Origin of the sequence: Paenibacillus sp. FSL F4-0125, from assembly GCF_038008565.1 — a bacterium.
GTDB lineage: Bacteria > Bacillota > Bacilli > Paenibacillales > Paenibacillaceae > Paenibacillus_AQ.
In genome coordinates this window covers 3,432,278-3,454,464 of sequence record NZ_JBBOZJ010000001.1, presented here as the reverse complement: position 1 = coordinate 3,454,464, position 22,187 = coordinate 3,432,278, and the positions used below count along the sequence as shown (strand labels likewise).

Annotated in this window: 17 protein-coding genes; 2 read left to right on the top strand and 15 right to left on the bottom strand. The window is 40.5% G+C overall.

Features of this window, described 5'->3' with window-relative positions:
* Positions 1-2: 2 nt before the first annotated feature.
* From NST74_RS15200 to NST74_RS15185, 4 genes are all read right to left on the bottom strand, one after another.
* Positions 3-1,307 (bottom strand): purine/pyrimidine permease, encoded by a 1,305-nt coding sequence (locus NST74_RS15200; RefSeq protein ID WP_341112966.1) that lies wholly within the window; start codon positions 1,305-1,307, stop codon positions 3-5.
* A 45-nt stretch (positions 1,308-1,352) separates the two neighbouring features.
* Positions 1,353-2,060 (bottom strand): purine-nucleoside phosphorylase, encoded by a 708-nt coding sequence (gene deoD / locus NST74_RS15195; protein WP_341112964.1) that lies wholly within the window; start codon positions 2,058-2,060, stop codon positions 1,353-1,355.
* 161 nt (positions 2,061-2,221) lie between these two features.
* Positions 2,222-3,655, bottom strand: a complete 1,434-nt coding sequence (locus tag NST74_RS15190) for a helix-turn-helix domain-containing protein (protein ID WP_341112962.1) — start codon at positions 3,653-3,655, stop codon at positions 2,222-2,224.
* Between the two features lie 121 nt (positions 3,656-3,776).
* On the bottom strand, positions 3,777-4,328 hold the full coding sequence (locus NST74_RS15185) for a biotin transporter BioY (RefSeq protein ID WP_341112960.1): 552 nt from the start codon (positions 4,326-4,328) through the stop codon (positions 3,777-3,779).
* Positions 4,329-4,575: 247 nt separating this feature from the next.
* Here NST74_RS15185 and NST74_RS15180 point away from each other — a divergent pair, with 247 nt between their 5' ends.
* Entirely contained in the window at positions 4,576-5,553 is a 978-nt protein-coding gene (locus NST74_RS15180; RefSeq protein WP_341112959.1) for a biotin--[acetyl-CoA-carboxylase] ligase, read from the top strand.
* Between the two features lie 152 nt (positions 5,554-5,705).
* Here NST74_RS15180 and NST74_RS15175 read toward each other — a convergent pair whose 3' ends face one another.
* The 6 genes from NST74_RS15175 to NST74_RS15150 form a co-directional block, all read right to left on the bottom strand.
* A complete protein-coding gene (locus NST74_RS15175) occupies positions 5,706-7,058 on the bottom strand; it encodes an MATE family efflux transporter (protein WP_341112958.1) in 1,353 nt (450 codons plus the stop codon).
* A 246-nt stretch (positions 7,059-7,304) separates the two neighbouring features.
* Positions 7,305-7,988 (bottom strand): MarR family winged helix-turn-helix transcriptional regulator, encoded by a 684-nt coding sequence (locus NST74_RS15170; protein ID WP_341112957.1) that lies wholly within the window; start codon positions 7,986-7,988, stop codon positions 7,305-7,307.
* A gap of 213 nt (positions 7,989-8,201) precedes the next feature.
* On the bottom strand, positions 8,202-8,720 hold the full coding sequence (locus NST74_RS15165) for a PadR family transcriptional regulator (protein ID WP_341112956.1): 519 nt from the start codon (positions 8,718-8,720) through the stop codon (positions 8,202-8,204).
* A gap of 30 nt (positions 8,721-8,750) precedes the next feature.
* Positions 8,751-9,599, bottom strand: a complete 849-nt coding sequence (locus NST74_RS15160; RefSeq protein ID WP_341112955.1) for a sialate O-acetylesterase — start codon at positions 9,597-9,599, stop codon at positions 8,751-8,753.
* A gap of 220 nt (positions 9,600-9,819) precedes the next feature.
* Positions 9,820-10,500, bottom strand: a complete 681-nt coding sequence (locus NST74_RS15155) for an epimerase (RefSeq protein ID WP_445668196.1) — start codon at positions 10,498-10,500, stop codon at positions 9,820-9,822.
* A gap of 124 nt (positions 10,501-10,624) precedes the next feature.
* A complete protein-coding gene (locus NST74_RS15150) occupies positions 10,625-13,285 on the bottom strand; it encodes a family 78 glycoside hydrolase catalytic domain (RefSeq protein ID WP_341112953.1) in 2,661 nt (886 codons plus the stop codon).
* Positions 13,286-13,497: 212 nt separating this feature from the next.
* Here NST74_RS15150 and NST74_RS15145 point away from each other — a divergent pair, with 212 nt between their 5' ends.
* Positions 13,498-14,376, top strand: coding sequence for an AraC family transcriptional regulator (locus NST74_RS15145; protein ID WP_341112952.1), 879 nt, complete (start codon positions 13,498-13,500; stop codon positions 14,374-14,376).
* A gap of 121 nt (positions 14,377-14,497) precedes the next feature.
* On the opposite strand, the gene NST74_RS15140 is transcribed toward NST74_RS15145, so the two are convergent.
* From NST74_RS15140 to ppsA, 5 genes are all read right to left on the bottom strand, one after another.
* On the bottom strand, positions 14,498-16,903 hold the full coding sequence (locus tag NST74_RS15140) for a family 78 glycoside hydrolase catalytic domain (RefSeq protein WP_341112951.1): 2,406 nt from the start codon (positions 16,901-16,903) through the stop codon (positions 14,498-14,500).
* A 268-nt stretch (positions 16,904-17,171) separates the two neighbouring features.
* Complete coding sequence (locus tag NST74_RS15135) at positions 17,172-17,954, bottom strand: ABC transporter ATP-binding protein (RefSeq protein ID WP_341112950.1); 783 nt, start codon at positions 17,952-17,954, stop codon at positions 17,172-17,174.
* Positions 17,955-17,992: 38 nt separating this feature from the next.
* Positions 17,993-18,679 carry a FadR/GntR family transcriptional regulator gene (locus tag NST74_RS15130; protein ID WP_341112949.1) on the bottom strand — a complete coding sequence of 229 codons (687 nt, stop codon included), beginning with the start codon at positions 18,677-18,679 and terminating at the stop codon, positions 17,993-17,995.
* A gap of 162 nt (positions 18,680-18,841) precedes the next feature.
* Entirely contained in the window at positions 18,842-19,222 is a 381-nt protein-coding gene (locus tag NST74_RS15125; protein WP_341112947.1) for a VOC family protein, read from the bottom strand.
* A gap of 134 nt (positions 19,223-19,356) precedes the next feature.
* Positions 19,357-21,969 carry a phosphoenolpyruvate synthase gene (ppsA, locus tag NST74_RS15120; protein WP_341112945.1) on the bottom strand — a complete coding sequence of 871 codons (2,613 nt, stop codon included), beginning with the start codon at positions 21,967-21,969 and terminating at the stop codon, positions 19,357-19,359.
* Positions 21,970-22,187: the final 218 nt, after the last annotated feature.

Below are 22,187 nucleotides of genomic sequence, written 5' to 3'. Positions count from 1 at the left end.
AATTATCGGTTGATTTTCTTGGAATCCTCATTTCGAAATGTATCTTTCCACATTAACCCTTGTTCCAAAATAATCGCCAATAGACTTCCGCAGATTAATCCATTATTTAAAATGGCTATCACGATCGGAGATAAATGGGCTGTAGCTGATGAAGGGATAAACATTAGACCCACACCCACTAAAAGGGAAACTCCACTAACGATAAATGTTCGTTCTTCATGAATGACCTTCTTCAGTTCCTTTAGCGCTAGTCCGACCATCTTCACAAAAATGACGAAGGTAACGGAATAGCCTATAGGAGCTGGAATTGCTGATATAACATTCATCATTGGCGGAAATAAGGATATAGAGATCACTAAGCAGCATCCAATTAAAAATGATCTGCGCTCCTTCATCCCTGTTTGTTCAACATATCCCGCCGCTCCCGAGATAGGGACAGAGCCGACCGCTCCTAAACCGCCACTAATAAGATGTGTAATTCCAGAAGTAAACCCGGCGCGCAAATAACGACGATGATCCACTTGCTTTTGTTTCATAACGGTCTCCATCAAACGGATGGACGCAATTGCATTGGTTATTAATAACAGCGTTAATAAAAATGCAGTAGTGATTGTCCCGGTATCGAATTGAGGTTTGCCAAATGGGAATATTTTCGGTAGCTTAAACAAAGTATCCGCATGAGAAAACACCGGTATAATACCGCAGATAATAAATAATAGGCAGCCTATCAATATACTGAAAATTATTGAAAACTGGCTGAGTACTACAAAGCGACTTTTTCCTAACCAAAAGGTAATGCAAACCACAATCACACTCAGGATGAATACTTTAACATCTAACGTGGTGTGGGCTATGGTAATCCCCATCATCCCTTTCATAAAAGATCCACTTAATTGAAAGATCAATAAAAGTAAATAAATAAAAGTGATGGTGGGAGTAAATAGACGAGCGATTTTATCCATTAGCTTAAATGCCGAAATTAGGATAAATAAAACACCGCTAATGATCATTGCCCCACTTAAAGCTTGTAAAGCACCATTGTTAGAAGAATAAAGTCCCCCTACTAAACTTGCGTAAATCGTAAAAATGCTCCACCATAACCCTGCCGGACCTTCGTGAATAGGGAATTTATGCCCCATCAGGCCTTGTAAAAATCCAGCTATCCCTAAAGTAATTATTGTGCTCTGGATAAGTCCAGAAGTCTCTATGGGTGTTAAGTTATATAAATCTGCGATAGCAATGGGTGCAGCAATTGCACCAGCGATCATAAAAATCATCCACTGCAATCCTGACAGTATTCCCTTCATTTCTTTCTCACTCTCTTCTCTAACAACACTGCTCTTATTAATTAATCAGCCATCAATGACTGTATTAAGAGCTATTTCGACCATTTCATAAAAGGATTGTTCACTATCTTTATGAGTCAGGTGTTCCTGTCTTAACAATTGACTGCCGACTGTTAAAATCGATAACGCTTTTACACCATATTTTGCCGCTAAAGTGTATAGGGCTGTGCTTTCCATTTCTACCGCTAAAACCCCGAAATCCATAAACTTGTGAAGTCGATCTAAGCTCTCACGATAGAATTCGTCAGAATTATAGATGTTACCAACAAAGACATTTGCATTTTTAGCTTGTGCTTGTTGATATGCTTTTATTAACAATGAGAAATCTGCCGTAGGTGCGAAATTACAGCCATGGAAGATCTTCTCCGTCATATTACTGTCTGAAGACACCGCTTGGGCTAATATAATATCGCGGATATTGATGTTTTCCTGCATCGCGCCGCATGTACCAATGCGAATCAATTTCTTAACTTCATAATCGACGATCAATTCTGTAGCATAGATACTCATCGATGGATTTCCCATCCCTGTCCCCTGAACCGACACTGGTACACCCTTATATAATCCAGTGTATCCATACATTCCTCTTACTTCGTTATAACAATTAGCCTCCTCTAAAAAGTGTTCTGCTACAAATTTTGCACGTAAAGGATCTCCTGGGAGCAAAACGCGCTCTGCTATTTCTCCCTTATTTGCACCTAAATGCCTACTCATAGTTCTTCCTCCAACTTTTAATTGTAAACTGAGGTTTACCGAAATCGCTTTCCACTTGCCGTCAAGTAAAATCAGTTTCGAAACTAGATTGAGCATAAGGTTTTTTAACATTACAAACTAGACCAAAAACTTACGGAGCTAACGGAAAATAATTGGTCAAATTATAAAAGTAGTTCTTTACGAATATTGTCCAAATCTCTTTTTGATGGGATCGTAGAAATAATAACAACCGGCACTGTCTTTAGTGCCACCGGGATATTACTAATGACAAGATCAATATTATTTTGCTGCATGATCTCGTCGGTTAGCCCTTTCATTATGGAAGTATTTAGGATTAACTGATCCCCTATCTCTTTCTTTATCAAATCTGCTATGTAATGACGAATCGAGAATTCTTCCCCGATCACTAAGAAAGCCCTTTTACTTTTGTAACGTAAACTCGAACGAACTATTAAGGTTAGCTTTGTTAAATGAAAATGATTAAACAGAATGGAAGGGTAAATTTTATTCCACGTTTGCATACAGGTTTGCAATTCTTGATATATCTGCTGGCACTCCTGCTCTACATAAGTTGTTAAATGACTTTTTGAAATCATCATCCATTCCGGAATTGCATTTTCGATTAATAGCTTGTCAAAGAACCCGTAAATCTCCAATATAAATCGCTCTTGCATATCTAAGTTCGGGTATACCTTTGCCAATAACATTAGAAGCAGATTCCCCATTTGATATTCTTCATTATCCTTATGTAATTCGACTTCTTTAATCGGAGTGATCTCTGACCCTTCATAATAATGATATTGGCTGAGACTAACCATGGATTGCATAAAGAAAATTTCACTTTTTGGGAATTCGATGGACAGCTTTTTTTCAAGACGCTCTGCTATGGCTTTCACTGGTATATAAAACATTCCCTTTTCCCAGGGGTATGCATTTTCGTCGATGGTTACACAATTTCCTTTAGCAGCACTTTCTATTACAATGGCCAACAAAAAGGACAATTTCCTTTTGGAATTGATAAAATATACAATGTTATTCTCATTCTCTATATTTGTGATCAACTGATTTATATAAGCAAAATCGATATTCGCAAAGGGCCATCCTGTAAACTCGTATGCATCACAATATAACTTCCAATAAAAATATCGGATATTCATTTCATTCCCTTTGATCACAGGTGTAGAGTAACTAATGCGTAGCTTATACGCTTTTAGATCATTATTATTTAATTCCACAATTAACTTTTTTAAAGAAGACGTACTCATAAACAGAGCTTCAGCGAGCTCCTCCACGGAAAGTCGACCCACATTCGTAAACAATAAATCCATCAGCCGATAAAAAATGGTTTGTCTGAACATAGAAGAAATCACTTCACTAATCGTACTTCGCCCATCACGTCGAAGAACGATTCCCTTTCCTCTAGAAACTTCAATGGTCACTGTTGGTGGTAGCTGCTTACTGATTTCCTCCACCATCTTACGTATGGTCTTATCTGAAATGCCTAAATTTTTTTCAACTTCGGCTAAGGTAAACCATCTTTGTTCCGTATCAAGCAGCGTTAATAGTTGGTTGGCTAACTTAAATCCCTTATCCATTTTTTCTCCACCCTAGTTCAATTTCATTTTAATTTTTATAGTATAAACAAATTCACTCCATAACCATATTATTTTTCAATAAAAAAAACTCGGGTTACATTTACCCGAGTTTCACATTTATTCACATCTGTGCTTTTTCTTCTATAGGACTGATTGCTTTAAGCTGCATCGTTATAACGGCTGCAATAACGGCTTTGAGGGTGTCTCCCGGAAGAAAGGCTAGCGCTCCGGTAAGTCCGGCCCATATCGACGTATTTGTTATCAATGCCATGATGGGGGCACCAATCAGGCTCACTAGCAATACACCAAAAATCACGTTGATCACTATCAGCTTCCAAGTTCGGACCTTCGGCCAGATTTTTTCAGAATACCAGCCTATAAGGCCGGCCGCGATCGGAAAGCTAAGTATGTATCCTGCAGAAGGCCCAACGAGCACCGCGATTCCGCCACGACCACCGGTCAATACAGGCAGCCCAATGGCTACTAGAATGATGAAAATGATTAGGCTGAGGGCTCCCATCCTTTTCCCCAGAAAACATCCAGCCAACATGACGCCAAGCGTCTGCGCAGTGATCGGAACAGGGATGAATCCGAGGGGGATGGGCGGAATCATTCCCAACACCGCGATAAGTGCTGCGAATAACGCAGCATAAATAAGTTCTTTTGTCTTCAAAAAAATAACCTCCATTGGAAAAAAATAAGTGTATTCTGGTTAGCAAATACGTCCAGTAAGCTGAATTATAATGGAGATAGCTACGATTGTAAACCAAAATATAATTATAGGTTTACAATAGAGTGAAATAACGCGCTTGAGTTTTTCCTATTGTTATATAGAATTAGAGTATTCAGTCGCAATCGTTGAATGATAAAATATTCAATGGATTTTGGTCGGAGAGTTATACTTCTGGAGGTTTAAGTTGATGACAGTGAAAGAACATATTCTTGCCTTGCTTGATAGTAATAAAGGTGAATTTTTTTCCGGTGAGGAAATAGCCGTTCAGTTATCCGTGACGCGCAGCGCGGTCTGGAAAGCCATAAAATCGTTACAGACAGACGGTTATTCCATACAAGCTGTAACCAATAAAGGCTATTCCATGTCCCCTCAAACGGATATCTTGTCTGATAGTGCAATTTCAAAGTACCTGGATACCCAGGGGCAAAAGTTACGTGTTGAAGTCTTTAAGACATTGTCTTCAACGAACGAAGCCTTAAAAAACCTTGCCTCAAGTGGAGAAGCTGAGGGTAAGGTGATCCTATCGGAAGAACAGACAGCAGGTCGAGGGAGAATGGGCCGTAAATTCTTTTCTCCACCGGGAACAGGGATCTATATGAGTATCCTGCTGCGTCCCAAGCTATCAGCAACGGATTCCGCTCTGCTGACTACTTGTGCCGCTGTTGCTGTTGCCCTTTCCATCGAGAGTATATCAGGTAAAGAAGCACAGATTAAATGGGTGAATGACGTTTTCATGGAAGGTAAAAAGGTGTGCGGGATCCTTACCGAGGCATCCGTGTCACTGGAAAACGGTTGGCTTGATTATGCCGTTCTCGGTATTGGTATCAATGTAGCGCTACCTTCTGAGGGCTTTCCTAATGATCTTACCGAGATTGCAACAACTGTAACTTCTGAAAATAAACCTAATGGTGATCTCCGTAACCGACTGGTAGCAGAAGTACTAAACAATTTTATGGGATTCTATGAGCATTTAACGGACAGATTGTTTCTTTCCGAATATAGAAAACGGTTAATTTCACTTGGCAAACCCGTAACAGTGATTAAGAATAATCAACAACGTAAAGCAATAGCAATGGATATCGATAACGATTGCCATCTGAAAGTCAGATATGAGAATGGTGACGAGGAATATCTTTCAAGTGGAGAAGTCAGCATTAAGATTTAACTGTAGCTTCCAACGCGGCTAAGTGCTGACTCTTAACTGGCTACATCATCGTGCGTGTTTTTGCGGAGATTGTAAGCCTACTACACCAAAAAAACCTTGCTAAATCAAGGTTTTTTTTATGAACGTAAAATATCAACTTAAGGCTCAGAATTCTACTGTACTAAAGTATCTAGATCCGGCTGCAATTTGTTCCGCAAAGTATACAGCATGATGGCACCAATAAGAAATGCTACGGCATCCGAAATGACGAGCGACCAGACCACTCCATGGAAACCGTTCATTCGATTGGCGATATACAACACTGGAATCAGAGTAATACCTTGAATAACTGACATAATAAATGCGGCGGTTCCTTGCGCTGTTGCTTGGAAAATCCCCGTAAACAACGCGGTCGTTCCTGAAACGAACAGGGATAAAAACGTCACATGAAGAATGTAGCTACCCATTTCAATTAATTGAGGGTCATTCGTGAATAAGCTAATTAAGTGATCGGAAATCAGATAGACAATGACGCCGAATACGGCGGCTAACACCACAGTCGCTTTGATTGTGAATGTAATGGTATACTTCATGCGTAATTTATTTGCTGTAAAAGAGAAGGCAATTAGCGGCACGACTCCCTCGCATAAACCCATCAGAATAACCTCAGGAAATTGCAATAAACGTGATGAAATCCCGAATGCTGCTATAGCCTGCTCCCCATATTCGACCAGAAAACGATTAAAGATGAGCGACATTGCACCCATAAAGATACTCATAACGAAGACGGGAACTCCGATTTTGAATACATTGCTGAGAATTTCTTTGTTAGCTTTGAACCATTTTACGGAGATGGTCAAGAATTGGCTCTTATATCCCATATGGAAGGCGTAGAATGCACTTGCAACCAAGTTAGAAATGACTGTAGCAGACGCAACGCCGATCACGTCCCAATGGAAGACGAAGATGACTAGAGCATCGAGAATAATATTCACAACAACACTGAGAAGCATACCGATCATCGATGTGATTGCTGAACCTTCCGAGCGCACGATATTCTCCAGCGTGAAGAATAATACGACAAACGGTGAACCAATAAGCATTATCGTGACATAGTCTTTCGTGAAACCGAAGGAGTCAGGCGTCGCTCCCAAGCCATGAACGATTGGATCGATCAACGGGATACCGCCAGCCATCAAAATAAGTCCGAGTACTAAACTGCTGTAAAAGGCGAATGAAGATACGTGCTTTACATCATCATTTTTTTTCTCTCCGAGCAAACGGGAGATGAATGCACTACTGCCGATGCCAATCAAGTTACCTAGCGCCATAATGGCCGCGAATAACGGTAAAGTTAGTGCGAGTGCGGTTAACATCGCAGTATTGCCCAGTGTACCAAGGAAATAGGCATTCAAGATGGAGTATATGACACTCATCGACATGCCTAGCATCATCGGTACTGCGAAGTGAGCTACGGCTTTTGCGACAGGTGCTTTTTCAAAGTAATGAAGGTTTTCTGCGTCCATATCGGTCACCACTATCTGTCTTTATTTTATTTTTCAAATTACTTAGAATTCTAACTATTAATCCAATATAAACCGTGACACGGCAACAAACAAACCCGTACCATAACGACGAGTTCTCAGGTTTGGTTTGCCGGATTGGACTGATCTTAATTATCTAGAAAAGCATGTCATTGCGCTGCCTTTGACGTTCCTCTTTCTCTTAAGAAAAGGCAGCGCAATAGCTACTGTTTGTTTAAAAGACTCTGTTTACTTATCGTTCGGGTCCTGTGACTTGTCTGGTGACGAATTCGTTCCACCTTTGGATGGCCAACCGAATCCGCGCATGTCACCATGCCCTTCCCTGCCAAATCCAGGGAATCTTCCGTTAAAGCGTTCGTCTCTAGAATTTCCCCACATTCTATGCATTTGTCCGCGCATGGCCATTAGTTTTTCAAATTCCTCTGTTCCCATACGCTCCTTTGCGGCCTCCATCCACATAGCCATTACATCGCGTTCTCCGTCCGTTCCAAGTTCTTCTTCTAACGCCGTGATGACGCGGGTTAAGTAATCCCCGAAAGCAACCTGTTCTTCTGGTGATAGGCGAGAAAATATATTAACGCTGTCTAACTCTTGTCTTTCTTCCTCTTGTCCTTTTTGGGTTAAGTAAATCAACATGATGCGCTTGTCTGTTTCTGATGGCTTACGGGTGATATATTCGGCTTTCTCCAATTTTGCAAGTAATTCATTGAGAGATGATACACGGATGTCCAGCATATAGGATAAATCTTTTGTGCTGATACCGTCTTTCATACGAAGAAACGCTAGTATCCTGCCTTGCCCGCGGGATGTGTCGGCCATAGGGCCAACAGCAGCGTGTGTTTTTAAGTGTTGACGTTGCAGCAGCCATTGCAGTTTCGCGAGTTTTTCGTATAATTCAGTATTCATGTCCATATTGGATCCTCCTTAAAGTTTTTATGGTACCTGTTAATCTTTGTGACGGTACCTGTTGGTTTTTATTATAACGGTACCTGTTAGATATGTCAAAATGTTTTTGCAGGTACCGTTAGTATGTAGTTACGCTAATACTGAGGCACCTTGGCTAAAAACTTGTAAACAAAATACAAAACCCGCGCGGGCGCGGGTTCTTATAAGATCATGATTTGATCAGTTTTCTTTTTTTATATCTTCAAGCAATCCTTCAAACCATTGAACATTTACTAAATGATGAGATAGTGAATTTTCTAACATTTTTTTAAAATTAGAACTGATATTTTCATCGTTCTCAATAGATAGCTGTAGTAAAGAAATCTTATTTTTAGTTTGTTCAATTTGTAATTCAATTAATTTAGATAGTTCTTCTTTTTTATATTTATCTGAAAATAGCATGGCTACATAAAAAGATAGATTTATATAGTCTGTCTTAGACCCATATTTGAACATCAACTTTTCAAACTCTTTTTCCCCTAATTCAGTGATGTTATAATTATGCGTCTCTCTGGTGTTGTCTCTTTCAACTTTTACAATATACTTTTTCTCTACTAATTGCCCAAGATTATAATAAAAGGACCCCTTGGTGAAATTCACTATATATTTATAGTGTTTTTCCTCCATTAAGGATAACAATTCATAACCGTGAGCCCCTGGATTTTGTTTTAATAATCCTAAAATTAGTAATATTATCAAATAAACGCCTCCGTCAAAATACTATTAGGTTTAATCATTGTTGATTTGTATGAACTGGGCTTGAAATTCATCAAATGATATTTTTCCTAATGCAAAATCCATACTCAATATATACATTTTTTCCGCTTTAGTGTGTATTCTTGCATTATGGAGACTTAACAATTCATGTTCATTCATTAACGGCTCAAGTACATGTTGCTTATTAATAAAGGCTTCAAAATATCGTAACCCAAATTTTCTTTGAGATATTGCATCGATATGAATCCCATCCGGATTAGAAGTTAAACCTGAAGCTGTAACAAAGTAACAATTATCTTGTTCAAAAGCGAATTTTTGTAATTCTTGATTCATTAACGCATATTCCGTGCAATGTTTACCAAATCCTTCTTTGCCTAAAAAATCCCCTAGACCACCAATGATAAATGGAATATTTGGAGCCTCTAACTCTTTTCTTAGCGCCGTAACAATCTGAAGTAATTTCTGATAATAGACTTTATAGTTGCCGTTACTACTATCACTTTCTCCTTGATGCCATAAAATCCCCGATAATTCACTATTCTTCATTGCAAATTTAGTTTCTTGTAATGCATGTTTAAAAAGTGCCCCATCTACTGCCCATTCATCAATCGTGCTCCCGCCCTCAGCGCAAGGAATTAAGCCAATAATGTCTTCTTCATTTTCACGACACCATGCATCCGCAAATGATCCAGCAAGACTTATTCCTGAAACAGGACGGTCATAATTAATAGGTTCAGCCATCATTTGCCATCTACCATTACGCAACATTTGTATTCTTTCGTTATAGATAGGGGGTACTTCATGTATAAATCCTCGTCCAGCCATATTTGACTGACCAATCATTAAAAATGATTTGACCATAATTCTCATCCTCTCTTCAATAGTCTAATTAGACTGTCTATATTATTAGTCTAATTAGACTATTTGTCAACAAATACGCTTTTTTAACCTAATCTCAAAATTTATTATTGAATACTGTTAATGGGAACTCTTTTTGTAAGATAAGATTTTCGATGATTTGTTTGGTTAAATCAAAAAAGCCGCCGACAAGGCGACTACGTATGTCATGTGTTTTTTTGGCTTAATGCTGTAGTTCCTTATTATCCATAGATATCTTTTTGAACTCATTACTTTCAAGGATTGGACTAGGATAACCAGCACTTACTACTTGTATCATTGCTTGCCCAAATTGTTCCGAAGTAACGACACCCTTCAGTTTTCTAAGTATGGGATAAAAAGGTCTTAGCACATCGTATAAAAGTTGATACATTTTTGTCTTGGATCGGACGCCGTTAGAAGGAAGAATGATTCCTGGTCGGAACATATATGCCGCCTTAAACGGAAGCTGTAACAGATCATTTTCCGTCTTTCCTTTCACTCTCGCCCACATGGACCTACCTCTTTCAGAACTATCTGTCCCACTTCCCGACACATATAAAAAGGTCATCTGGGGATTTAGTCTAACCAAAGTTCCCGCAACGGATAGCGTAATGTCATACGTTATTCGTCGATATTCATCTTCCTTCATACCCTGAGATGATACACCTAGACAGAATAAACAAGTATCAAATCCTTCTAATTCATGTTCAATTCGATTCAAATCTGTGACATCGTTGAGCTCGATTGATTTTAGTTTTATATGTTGTTGCTCTGGATGTTTACGACCTATTGTAACTATTTCTCGCACTCTGTCATCTAATATACACTCCCGCAGTGCACTTAGACCTACCATTCCCGTAGCGCCAAATATAATGACCTTCAATCTATCGTTCACTCCAATCTTATTTATCTGATTTACTATAAGTAAGTTTATTATACTCGACATCAACTGAATAAAAAAAACAAGCCTATTTGGCTTGTCTGCAAAGTAGAAGGTTATATCATTTTTAGCTCATTGGATACGTAAATTGATAATTTCCAGATCCAATGATTAGTTTTTGGCTTTCTGGCATTTGTTCCACACTAGACAGACCTATAACTTGCTCTATTGGGATCCCAGACTCCAAAATATTCTCCTGCTTCATCGTTGGAATCATAACCTCAGCTGTTGTATTAGATGGTATCAATACTTGCATTTCTACTGAAGCTTCATTCTGTTTTTGCCAAGTTACCTTGATCGTTCCATGGACAGATTCAAGCGAGGCATCAACCCACGTCAAATGTTTCCCGATTAGCGGTTGGATCCGTATTTTTTTGTAGCCTGGTTCCAATAGTTCGATACCAGCGGCAGTGCGATAGAGCCAATCACCTATAGCGCCGTAAGCATAATGGTTATAGGAGTTCATATCATCGCTCCAGAACGAACCGTCCTGTTTTATTCCATCCCAATGTTCCCAAATCGTTGTGGCCCCTTGAATTACGGAATATAACCAGGAAGGATACTCTTTTTGCAGTACCAATTGGTAGGCTAAATCCGTGTAACCAAATTTAGAGAGGACTAGACACAGATACGGAGTACCCACAAAACCGGTCGTCAAGTGCACTCCATTTTCTTCGATGTGGTCTGCTAGCATCTTGGCTGTACGATGAAGATCCTTTTCCTCCAATAAGTTAAACATAAGGGCGAGTGTATACGCAGTTTGTGTCGGTGATGCCACCCGCCCATTTGGCGTTACGAACTCTTGACGGAATGCCAGAACAATCTTCTCATGCAATGCTTCATATTTTAAGGCATCTTCGGGTTTTCCAATGACAGTCGCTGTCTTAGCTAGCAATTCCGTTGAATAAGCATAGAACGCGGTAGCGATCAACTCTTTTGGAGTTGCTCCGACGTAGCTGTTTTCTTTGGCATCTAGACCTAACCAATCTCCGAAGTGAAAACCTGTATTCCATAGATATTCGTCTTCACCTTGCACCCGAATATACTCGACCCAAGCTTTCATACTTGGATATTGCGTTTTCAGCACACGAATGTCCCCATAACATTGATAAAGCGTCCAAGGACAAATCACCGCGGCGTCTCCCCAAGCAGCAGAGCCGTATCCTGCCGCTGGTACATCTGGAATAACATGTGGAACTCTTCCGTCCTCTTCTTGATCCGCGGCCAAATCCTTTAGCCACTTTTCAAAGAACGGAACGACATTCATGTTGAAGGCAGCTGTGCGAATAAAAACTTGAGCATCCCCCGTCCATCCCAATCTTTCGTCTCGTTGAGGGCAATCTGTCGGGATATCTAGAAAATTCCCCTTTTGTCCCCATAAGATGTTGTGCTGAAGTTGATTTAAGAGTTCATCTGAGCAGTTGAACTTGCCCGTTTGCTCTAAGTCCGTATGGATGACGCAGCCGATGAATTGTTCCAATAATTGATCTTGTGGTACACCAGTCACTTTTACATAACGGAATCCTTGGAATGATAAATACGGCTCAAATGTTTCTTCCTCTCCGCCTCGGCATACGTAAGTAACAGTCTGCTTTGCCGATCGTAAATTACCGATGTAGAAGTTCCCTTCGCGGTCCAAGACCTCAGCATGTTCTAAAGTAACTATGGTTCCTGTTTCAGCATGAACCATAAACCTTACCCATCCAACCATATTTTGTCCCATATCCAGCACGTGTTCGCCTTTAGGTGTAGTAATGATAGCGATAGGCTTGATGGTTTCTATAACCCTAGCCGGTTCGTTTTCCTGAGCAACCAATGTAGCTTCTGGACGGTCCTTGAGAATAGTCTTTTGCCACTTTAAATCATCAAAACCGGAAGAAGACCATCCTTCTTTCTCGAGCCTCGCATCATATGTTTCGCCATGATATAATTCCGACATCAAAAGTGGACCTGTCGAAGTACGCCATTTCTCATCCGATACAATGATATGTTCAGAACCATCGGATAATGTGACGTGTAGCTGGATTAGCACAGCACGACCATTACCGAAGATGTCTTTCTTTCCTTCCCATGCTAAATAACCTTTATACCACCCGTTTCCCAGAATACAACCAAGCGCATTGCCACCAGCAGCAATCAATGACGTCACGTCATAGGTCTGATATTGAAGTCTGTTGTTATAACTGGTCCAACCAGGATTAAATAGTGTGTTATCTGCTGGAGTACCATTAATATAAAGTCGGTACAATCCAAGCGAGGTTGCATACACACGCGCTGATACGACATTGTCAGGGATTGAAAATTCCGTACGAATATAATCACAAGGCTCCGCTCCGTTATCTTGGTTACTCAGGGGTGCTGCTATCCATTTTGCCTGCCACTCTTTGACCGACAACAAGGCTGTTTCCCAGTATGCAGGTTCACTCCATTCCGAAACCTTCCCTTGATCGTTCCAAGCTCGAACCCTATAGTAATACCGAGTGCGTGACTGTAAGTCGGGACCCGCATACTCAATATGAACATTGCTATCTGATTCTACCTTTTCAGAATCCCAGATGAGTTCTGAAACGAATTTAGGATCATTCGCGACTTGAACTTGGTAGGCAGATTGGATAAAGCCCCTTACTTCTGTGCTGATCCACCAACTAAGCCGCGGATGTAAATCATCAATCCCCAATGGATTTTTTCTATAATTCACCTTAAGATTTGTGACCTCAAAATTGGACATTTGTAACTACCTCCTATATTCATTCGGTAACCTACCAGAACAGTTAAGAATAGAATTGTCGCTCATGTATCCAGCAGTGCTAATTCTATTGTACGAGGTCGCTTAACATAGAATTGGGGGTATTTCTGACATTTTTATAGGTGGATCTGGACATTCATTCATAAATTTCATACGATGAGACTAGCCTTAGGTAATTTGAAAGGGGCCACGATATGAGTATCAGACGCAGTACCTTTGTCATGTCCGGAGATAGCTTTTTTGAGCCTGGTGTGCCAATTTATGTGAACAGGGCTTACGAAACGTTCGAATTGAATGCGCATTCTCATGAGTTTATCGAGATTACTTATATCAGTGAAGGCGCAGGGGTTCACTACATTGAGGATGAGGCCGTTCCAGTCGAGCACGGTACGTTATTTTTTATACCTATCGGACGCAGTCATGTATTTCGCCCTAAGACACCTATAAAAGACCGTCCGCTTATTGTTTACAACTGTTTGTTTCCGGTAGAGTATTTATCTGAGCTTCAGGTTACTTTTCCTCACGCTAAAGATATTTGTGAATTTTTCACAGACATGCAATTGCTATGGTTCTCTATGAAAGATATCAATGGTGCATACCATATAATGTTCCGTGAACTGTTTCGTGAATTCTCGGCAAAACCACCTGGATATTTAGCTGTCCTCGATGCTCTTGTCGTGCAAATACTAACGGGCTTGTTTAGACATCGGTTACAGCTTAATACACCAATAGGGGTGAAGCCACAATGGATGGCAGTTGATGAAGCCATTGCATTTATAAATTATAATTATGCCAGTGGGCTTAAACTTAGCGATCTTGCTAGCAAAGCGAACCTTAGTGAACGGCAATTCAGCCGACTTTTTCAGCATCAAACGGGAATGAGTTTTACAGATTACATGCAAAGTATTCGTATGGATGCTGCCTGCCGCATGCTTTCTGGAGGTCATAGAAGTGTAAGCGAAATTGCCGCAGCAGTCGGATATGCTGACCTGAAGTTTTTTCACCAAATATTTAAAAAAAAGATCGGAATGACTCCCCGGCAATATAGTAATTCGCTACGAGTTGAGCAATAGCTACTAAACATCCAAGTAATGATTAATGGCATAGAGATGGATTATGTTGCCCTAATGAGCGAAAAGCGTTCCCCTTTCTCGGAGATCGCTTTTCGATATCATTCATAGTTATTCTAGATACCTATACCACTACCGGAAACTTGATCGAAGCTTCAAACCCTCCGCCGTTCTGAAACTCCAAGCGTTCCCCATTCGGCAATATCAGTACAACAGGTATATTCTCCGGTCCAAATCCCGTAATGCGGAATATATTATCTTTCTTCAGAGTCCACTCGACTTCAACTATGCCGTGTTTTGTGGCCACCTTGCCATTCGCCCAATCCAACATTAACAACTTGGGCTCAATAATGATGGTTGAATACCCAGGAGCCCCTGGCCTTACACCAAGAATCTCACCTAGAAATTCTGAGATCGGCAATGCACTCCAAGCGTGGCAATCACTGCGTGGATTATTATCGTCTGGCACCTCTGGTAAGGTCGTAAGATGCAGATCCAGAAAAGCTCTCCAGCGGTCAATCACTACAGAAGCTTTGTCATACAATTTATGATGAGATAATATCCGGAATAGTTCATATGAAGCAGGCATAGACAATTGCGTCATTTGTTCGGCTGGGTATTCGATTGTACGTTCCAGCAGTTGGACAGCTTCCTCTCCTGAAACTGCACCGCATACAATCCCCCAGACTTGTGTATGTTGGCTAAAATCATCAACCTCTGGTCCATCTGCGAATAACCCACGGTCTGTTCGCCAACAGTGACGTAGCAAGGCATCATTTATGGCGTTTGATTCTTCTTTGGCTTCGCGCGCCGCATCCGCCCAACTCAATGCCAGATATAGTTCAGAAGCAGTATTAAGGGCAGCTGCGAACATTTGACTGAGCAATGTAAGTGGACCTTGATTATGTGCCGGAGGGGTTCCTATCTGCCATTCTTTGCACCAATCGAAGAAAGGCCAGTACGCACGTGGCGTCGGAGCAACAAGTCCTTCAGGTGTCAGTAAACGTCTAAACCAATCAAGAACTCCAGTCATTGTAGGCAAATAACGCCGAATTAAGTTTCGCTCACCAAAGTATTGATAATGTTCGTTAAGCATATGAATCCAATAAAAGGAAAAGGACGGAATCACTTGCCTATATTCAGCTGGATAGCGGCTCTGTAGTATGCCCGAAGGCAGTGCAGAACTGTGAAAGTCAAACAACGAACGGCGGGCTAATCGGTCATCGGCACTAAGCGCATAGGTGAATAACATCTGAAGTCGGGTGTCCATCGAATATTGCATTTGCTCATAATATGGACAGTCCTCATACGTTTCGTGCATACATCTTTTGAGCGTATTTAAAGACAATTTCCAGAGTTGTTCGAAATCCGGATCTGAACAAGCAAAGGACGCTTTAATATCCAGTGGGTAGCCTACATCTCTGTAAGAAAGCCGAACAATTTCGAGCGGTTCATTCTTCGCAGTTGCTTCAAGTCTGATATATCGGAAAGTACGGAATTCAAAAGGTTCATAACGCTCCGCAACGTATTCATTGCCTACTCCAGCCACCGTGTAGTAATCACTCTCTCCGATTAAGATACCGTTCTTAGCATCGTCCCTTTTTCCCTTCACTCTATGATGTAGATTAGATGAGGCTTCCTCATAAGACTCTGAATATTGAACCCTGATCTGGCTGTCACGGCCGCCCCGCATTTCCAATGTAAGATAGCCTGTAGCTAATTCTCCAGCATCAATCTCCAGCCAGATAGAACAGCCAGGTTCTACACGCAGAGATTCTGAATGCTTCTCATTAAGAAATGAAGTGTAATTGGGTATAGCTGAGACATTATCAGCATTTGTGACGCCACGGAAGAACATCAACGTCTCGTTTAATAAAGGAATCGGGCGTGGTGACAATTGCCAAGGTGTTAATTGACCATATTCATCGTCTGTTCTAGAAACTATTGTTGCATCTCTCCATCCCTCACCAATGAAATCGGGCATTTCCCAACCGTGGTCCAATCCCTTTCCATCGATATCTTCAAAGCCGCCAAGGTGAAAGATAATCGGGCTAGGGACAAGCATAAATCCAGTCATCATTTTACAATGCCAACTCTCATCGGTATGAAGAGCTTGTGAAGACCCTTTTCGCTCAATAAGTTCACCCTCAAGCAGCATTGCACCTCCGACAGCGCGGTAAGTCGAAATGGGACCGCTTTCACCAAGTACAAAGGGACCGGCTGCAGCATAGTGAAGTACTTTAACTGCTAGCACGTTCTTTCCAGTAATAAGACGCTCGCCCAGATCAACTGTTTCGTAATAATGGCTGAACTGGTCACCTTTGCAGGGTCCTACAGAGACGGATTCACCGTTAAGAAATAATCGGTACCGGCTATCCGCCGTGATATCAACAACGAGTTTTGCTCCATCTGAATCAGAAACGTTAAATTCTCGGCGAAAATACACCAATTCATGTGTTCCCGGATTTGACGTCCACGGATAGCCTTTAGACCAAATCCAATTTCCCTTCCACAATCTGTTCTCTTCCATAGTACCTCCTACTAATCTGATTTATTGTAAGGTCAGCAAATAATATGCACCACGAAATTCCGATCTTGTCGCTAATATAAAGCTGTACTATCTCTCCTCCAAATAAAGAACCAGTATTTGTAATATCAATGAAATGAACCCCTAACGTTGCTGTGACTCCTCTTGTTTAATTTAGATCCATTTCGATTATTTCCATATACAATAACAAAAGCTGCCAAGCAATCGCATGGCAGCTTTTGTTATTGTAACGATGTTCAAGCACCGTATCCTACTTATCACCGGCAAGTGTAAGCCACTTGCGATTGTGATGCTCCTGAACTTCAACGGGGGTATCAAAGAAATCGCTCAACACAACCGACTGCAGGCAGTTTTCCGTCTCATCCCCTTTGTAGATTTCGCCGTTCTTAACTAATAACGTATGTGTGAAGCAGGGGGTTATCTCTTCGATATGATGCGTTACATACAGCAAAGTTGGTCCGCCGGGTTGCTTCGTAATCTTCTCGATCATTTGCAACAGCTGTTCTCGGGCAAAAATATCAAGCCCTGTGCATGGCTCATCTAGGATCAACAGATCTGGATTGGCCATAAGTGCGCGTGCAATGAGGACTTTCTGTCGCTGACCTTGCGACAAGGTATCGTATGTACGAGCGGCTAAGGAAGAGCAGTCTAGAAACTCCATCAATTCTTCGGCTTGCTTTTGGTCCTCTTCATTGGTCTTGTCATATAAACCGATAGTTGCAAATTTTCCACTGAGGACGATGGTCAGGGCGGTCTGATGTCCGTATAGCTTCTGCTGCAGGGAGGTGCTGACCCAACCGATTCGTTTGCGCAGCTCCCTAAGATCAACATCACCGAAGCGATGGTCTAGCACTTCGACTTGCCCAGTCGTCGGCCATATATAGCCGTTCACTACGTTAAGCATCGTCGTCTTACCTGAACCGTTTAATCCGACGATACACCAATGTTGCCCTTGTTTCACTTCCCAATTCATATCGCGTAAAATCATGGTTGTATCGCGCTGCCACGATACATTTTTGAGAGATATAATCATGCCCCAAATTCCCCTCCTTATAAATGTCTGTATTGAGCTTAAAGCTCAGAAAGAGTTCCATTTAAAATACTCAGAGTGCATTGTACCGCTTGATCTGGATCCCCATTTTTAATAGATTCATAAACTTGTTCATGGTAATCGGATTGAGGATCATGTGAACTATAATTACGGTTTAATTTACTCATTGCATCTGACAAAATATGTGTAAAGGTTCTATATAAATCAATGATCACAGCGTTTTTGCTTGCCATTGCTACTGCCATGTGGAATTCTATATCTGATTTGGCATACAGTTCACGATTATTCTTCTGTAGAGCCATATTTCTTGTATCCAAATGTTTCCGCATGTTGGATAAATCAGTGTCATCATGTCGTAGAGCTGCTAATCTTGCGATTTCTAATTCAATCATTTTTCGAGCTTCGAAGACTTCAATCAATTCTGCACGAAGTAAACGATGGGTGAGTGGTTCTTGAATAAGAGGACTGGATTTTAAGTAAGTTCCAAAACCCTGCTTTTTCTCCAATAGTCCAGCATGAACTAACACACGGACTGCTTCTCTTATCGTTGATCGCCCTACATTAAATAATTGCATCAATTCAGGTTCTGGAGGTAATTTGTCTCCTGGTAAGATAGTTCCTGTTGAAATCTTATGTTGGATTTGGTTAACAACATCGTCCACTAACTTAGTGGATTGAACGGGTTGGAACGATCCCTTCTCAAACATCTGATCATCTCCTCTTTCTGCAGAATACCATGATATTCTTTACTTAACAAGTAAGATTTTGAAGTTTTTAACGCCCAATATGGGAATAAAAAAAGCAGCTAATCATTTGGATTAGCTGCTGACGTAACTTATTTAACTATAGCTATATTGCATGTTACCCTATTATCTATTGTCCTTTTCCATTACAGCAAAGTAGTTATTTTCACTGTCAGCGAAATTGAATACTCTTCCACCGGGAATTTCTACAATATCTCCTACCGTAACATTTTTGTTCTTTAACTCTCGATTCAATTGATCAAAATGATCTGAAAAGAACATTATAGAAGGTGTTCCGAGATTCATTTCAGGATTCATTTGGGCAACCAACTCTTTATTATGAAGAACAATGCTAGTAGCTGCACCTTTCGGAGCAAGCTCGATAAATCTCATAGGGCCATTTGTTTCGTCCAAAATCACCTCAAACCCTAGCTTCTCTGTCCAGAAATCTTTGGATTCTTCTTGATTATTTACATATAACATTACTTGACCCATTTTATTAATCATAATTTATACTCTCCTTAGTTGAAGAATTTATGAGGTTGTCCATATCCCCATATCATTTACTTCCTTTTCCTACATTAAACCGAAATTTAGATATGCGAAAGAGAACATCGATAAAAATTTTTATATAAATATTTCTACAATAATTCAATGTACCCTTCAGTGCCATTCACACGAATTCGCTGCCCGTCTTTTATCAGCTTGGTAGCGTCTTCTACTCCCACAACAGCCGGTAAGCCATATTCACGAGCGATAACCGCTCCATGGGTCATCAGTCCGCCAACTTCGGTGACCAAGCCTTTAATGGATACAAACAATGATGTCCAACCAGGGTCAGTAAAAGCGGTGACTAATATATCTCCATCTTCCAGATCTGCCTCTTCCATGTTTAAGATGACACGTGCTCGTCCCTCTATAACTCCGGCAGAAACAGGTAGACCTACAATCGCTTGGGCTGGCAGATTTTCTCGGTTGTACTTACCCGTAATGATTTCACCATCAGAAGTGATTACACGTGGCGGAGTTAGTTTTTCAAAAAAATTGTAATCGTCTTTTCGTTTACTGATGATCTGATAATCCAGTTTATTTGTGCGTGCGACTTCGTGAAGTTCTTCAAAATAGAGATAAAATATATCTTCTTTTTCATGAATAATTCCCGCTTCTACTAGTTGTTCGGCTTCTTTCAGTAATGCCTGTTTGTAAACGAAATAGCGATTAATCATACCGTATTTTGGATATTCACGATAACCGATGAAATTCCGGATTAAACTGATCACTCGTTTGGTCTCTTCAGCTTTTTGTTCACCATCCGCTAATTGCTTCAATCGATTTAACAACTCTTGTTCTTTTTCCAAAGCTTCCTGTCGTCCTTGCTCAAATTTCCATTTTCCAGTATTTGGCTCAAAGTTTTTGATATTATTGAGAATCATGGGGAGAAGTGTAATTGGTTTTTCGCTCCAACGAGTTCTCGAAATATCGATTTCACCGGCACATCGCATCCCATATTTGTTGAGATATGCATAAATAGCGTCTTGAGTCTCCCGTCCACCCTCAAACTTAACCAGTTCATCCAAAAATTTATCATCTTTTACATGTTGTAAATAATCAATTATTTTCGGGTAAGGACGAATCACATCTGCAACATCCAATAGCGCTAGACCCATTTCCGAAGTAATGTTGTTGGGTACAGATTGAGAAAGCGTATCTGCTGCGTTTTTTTCACCTAACCACTCGTACATTTTGTCATTGATCCATGACGAAGCGTTCATAGCAGTCATAAAAACCTTTGTACTTTGTGGGTTAGATAAGAACTTCTTTAATTCCTGGAGATCTTCGAGAATAAAATCAAATAAATCAGCTCCTGATTTTGTTCGGATGTTATGTTTTAATTCTTCTATCGATGTTTGACTGTTCTTAATCAAATCAGAAACAATTGCCGGATCATTTTCGATTAGGGCTTGAAAAACTTCTGACGACCTATCTTTACTGCTATTATCGGGACTCCGTTCTTTTCTATCATCTGGTATCGATGTTATATATTCTCGTTCTATTAGGGTTATAAATGCATCTTTTATGAGCGGATCGGATTTTCCAAGGGTATTTATGAAAGTTTCTCTTTTGGCAGGTGAAGCCAGCATATGTGCAACATCAACAAACAACCTTCCGCCGGCTTTACGCATAGGTGCAGGAGTTATTAACAGGTAAAAAGACAATCCTAGTGGTTTCATGGGATCCGTCATCATTTGTTGATGACCAACAGATACGTAAACGTGATTTTCCTGATCATTTACTTCAGGGATCGGGTATAAAGTAGTGATTGGTCGACTTTGAACAATATAAAAAGTATCATGATCCAAACACCATTCGATATCTTGCGGGCAACCAAAATAAGCTTCAATCGCTCTACCTATTCGTGCCAGTTGTAAAACTTGTTGTTCTGTAAGTGTTTGAGATTTTTGCTGTTCGAGATCGATTTTCCGGGTTTCTGTTCCACCTTCTTTTATGCCGTAGATAGCTATTTTTTTGGTTGCTATCATCGTATCGACGAGTTTCTCTTCGTGTACTTTATAACAATCGGCAGATACCAAGCCAGAAACCAGAGCTTCACCGAGCCCAAAACTGGCATTAATGGATAGCAACTTTCGATTAGAGGTCATTGGATCAGCGGTGAATATAATTCCTGATACCTGTGGAAAAACCATCTTTTGAACAATAACGGATAAATAAACTTGTCTGTGATCAAAACCATTTTGTATTCGGTAGATTACTGCGCGATCCGTAAATAGAGACGCCCAACATTTGCTTATATGCTGCATGATTGCTTCTCGTCCAATGATATTTAAATAGGTGTCCTGTTGGCCGGCGAAAGAGGTATGTGGTAAATCCTCAGCAGTTGCACTAGAACGTACTGCGTAAGCCTGTTCTTCACCAGGTTGGGAGAGATAGTGAGTAACTGCTGTCACAACATCTGAAGGAATTTCTACTTCCATAAGGAGTTCTCGAATTTTCCTACTGATTTCTCCAATTTGCTCTCGATCGTCTACGTTTAGCATGGATAGTTGATCTAATAAAGTATGATACTTTTCGTTCTTTTCGATAGCTTTTTGGTAGCCCGCTGTTGTAACACAAAATCCTTCTGGTACATTTATTCCTTCGATAGTTGATAATCTCCCTAAATTTAACCCTTTTCCACCAACAAGCGAAAGCTGCGTATGATCTATTTCCTGAAACCCAAGAACTAAAGAACTCATTCAATCTCTCCTATCTATTAAATTTAGAAAGAAACATTTGACAAGAGTTTAGCGGCATGGTACATTATTAATATAATATGCATTAACTTTGTCCGATAAACAATGTAAAGACGTGATATGATTATATCATCGTGTCTGTTCATATGCAATATTAAAGAACCTGATAAACGACTCAGGTTCTTTTTTTGATTCCAGTAATCAATAACCAACACTCGGAC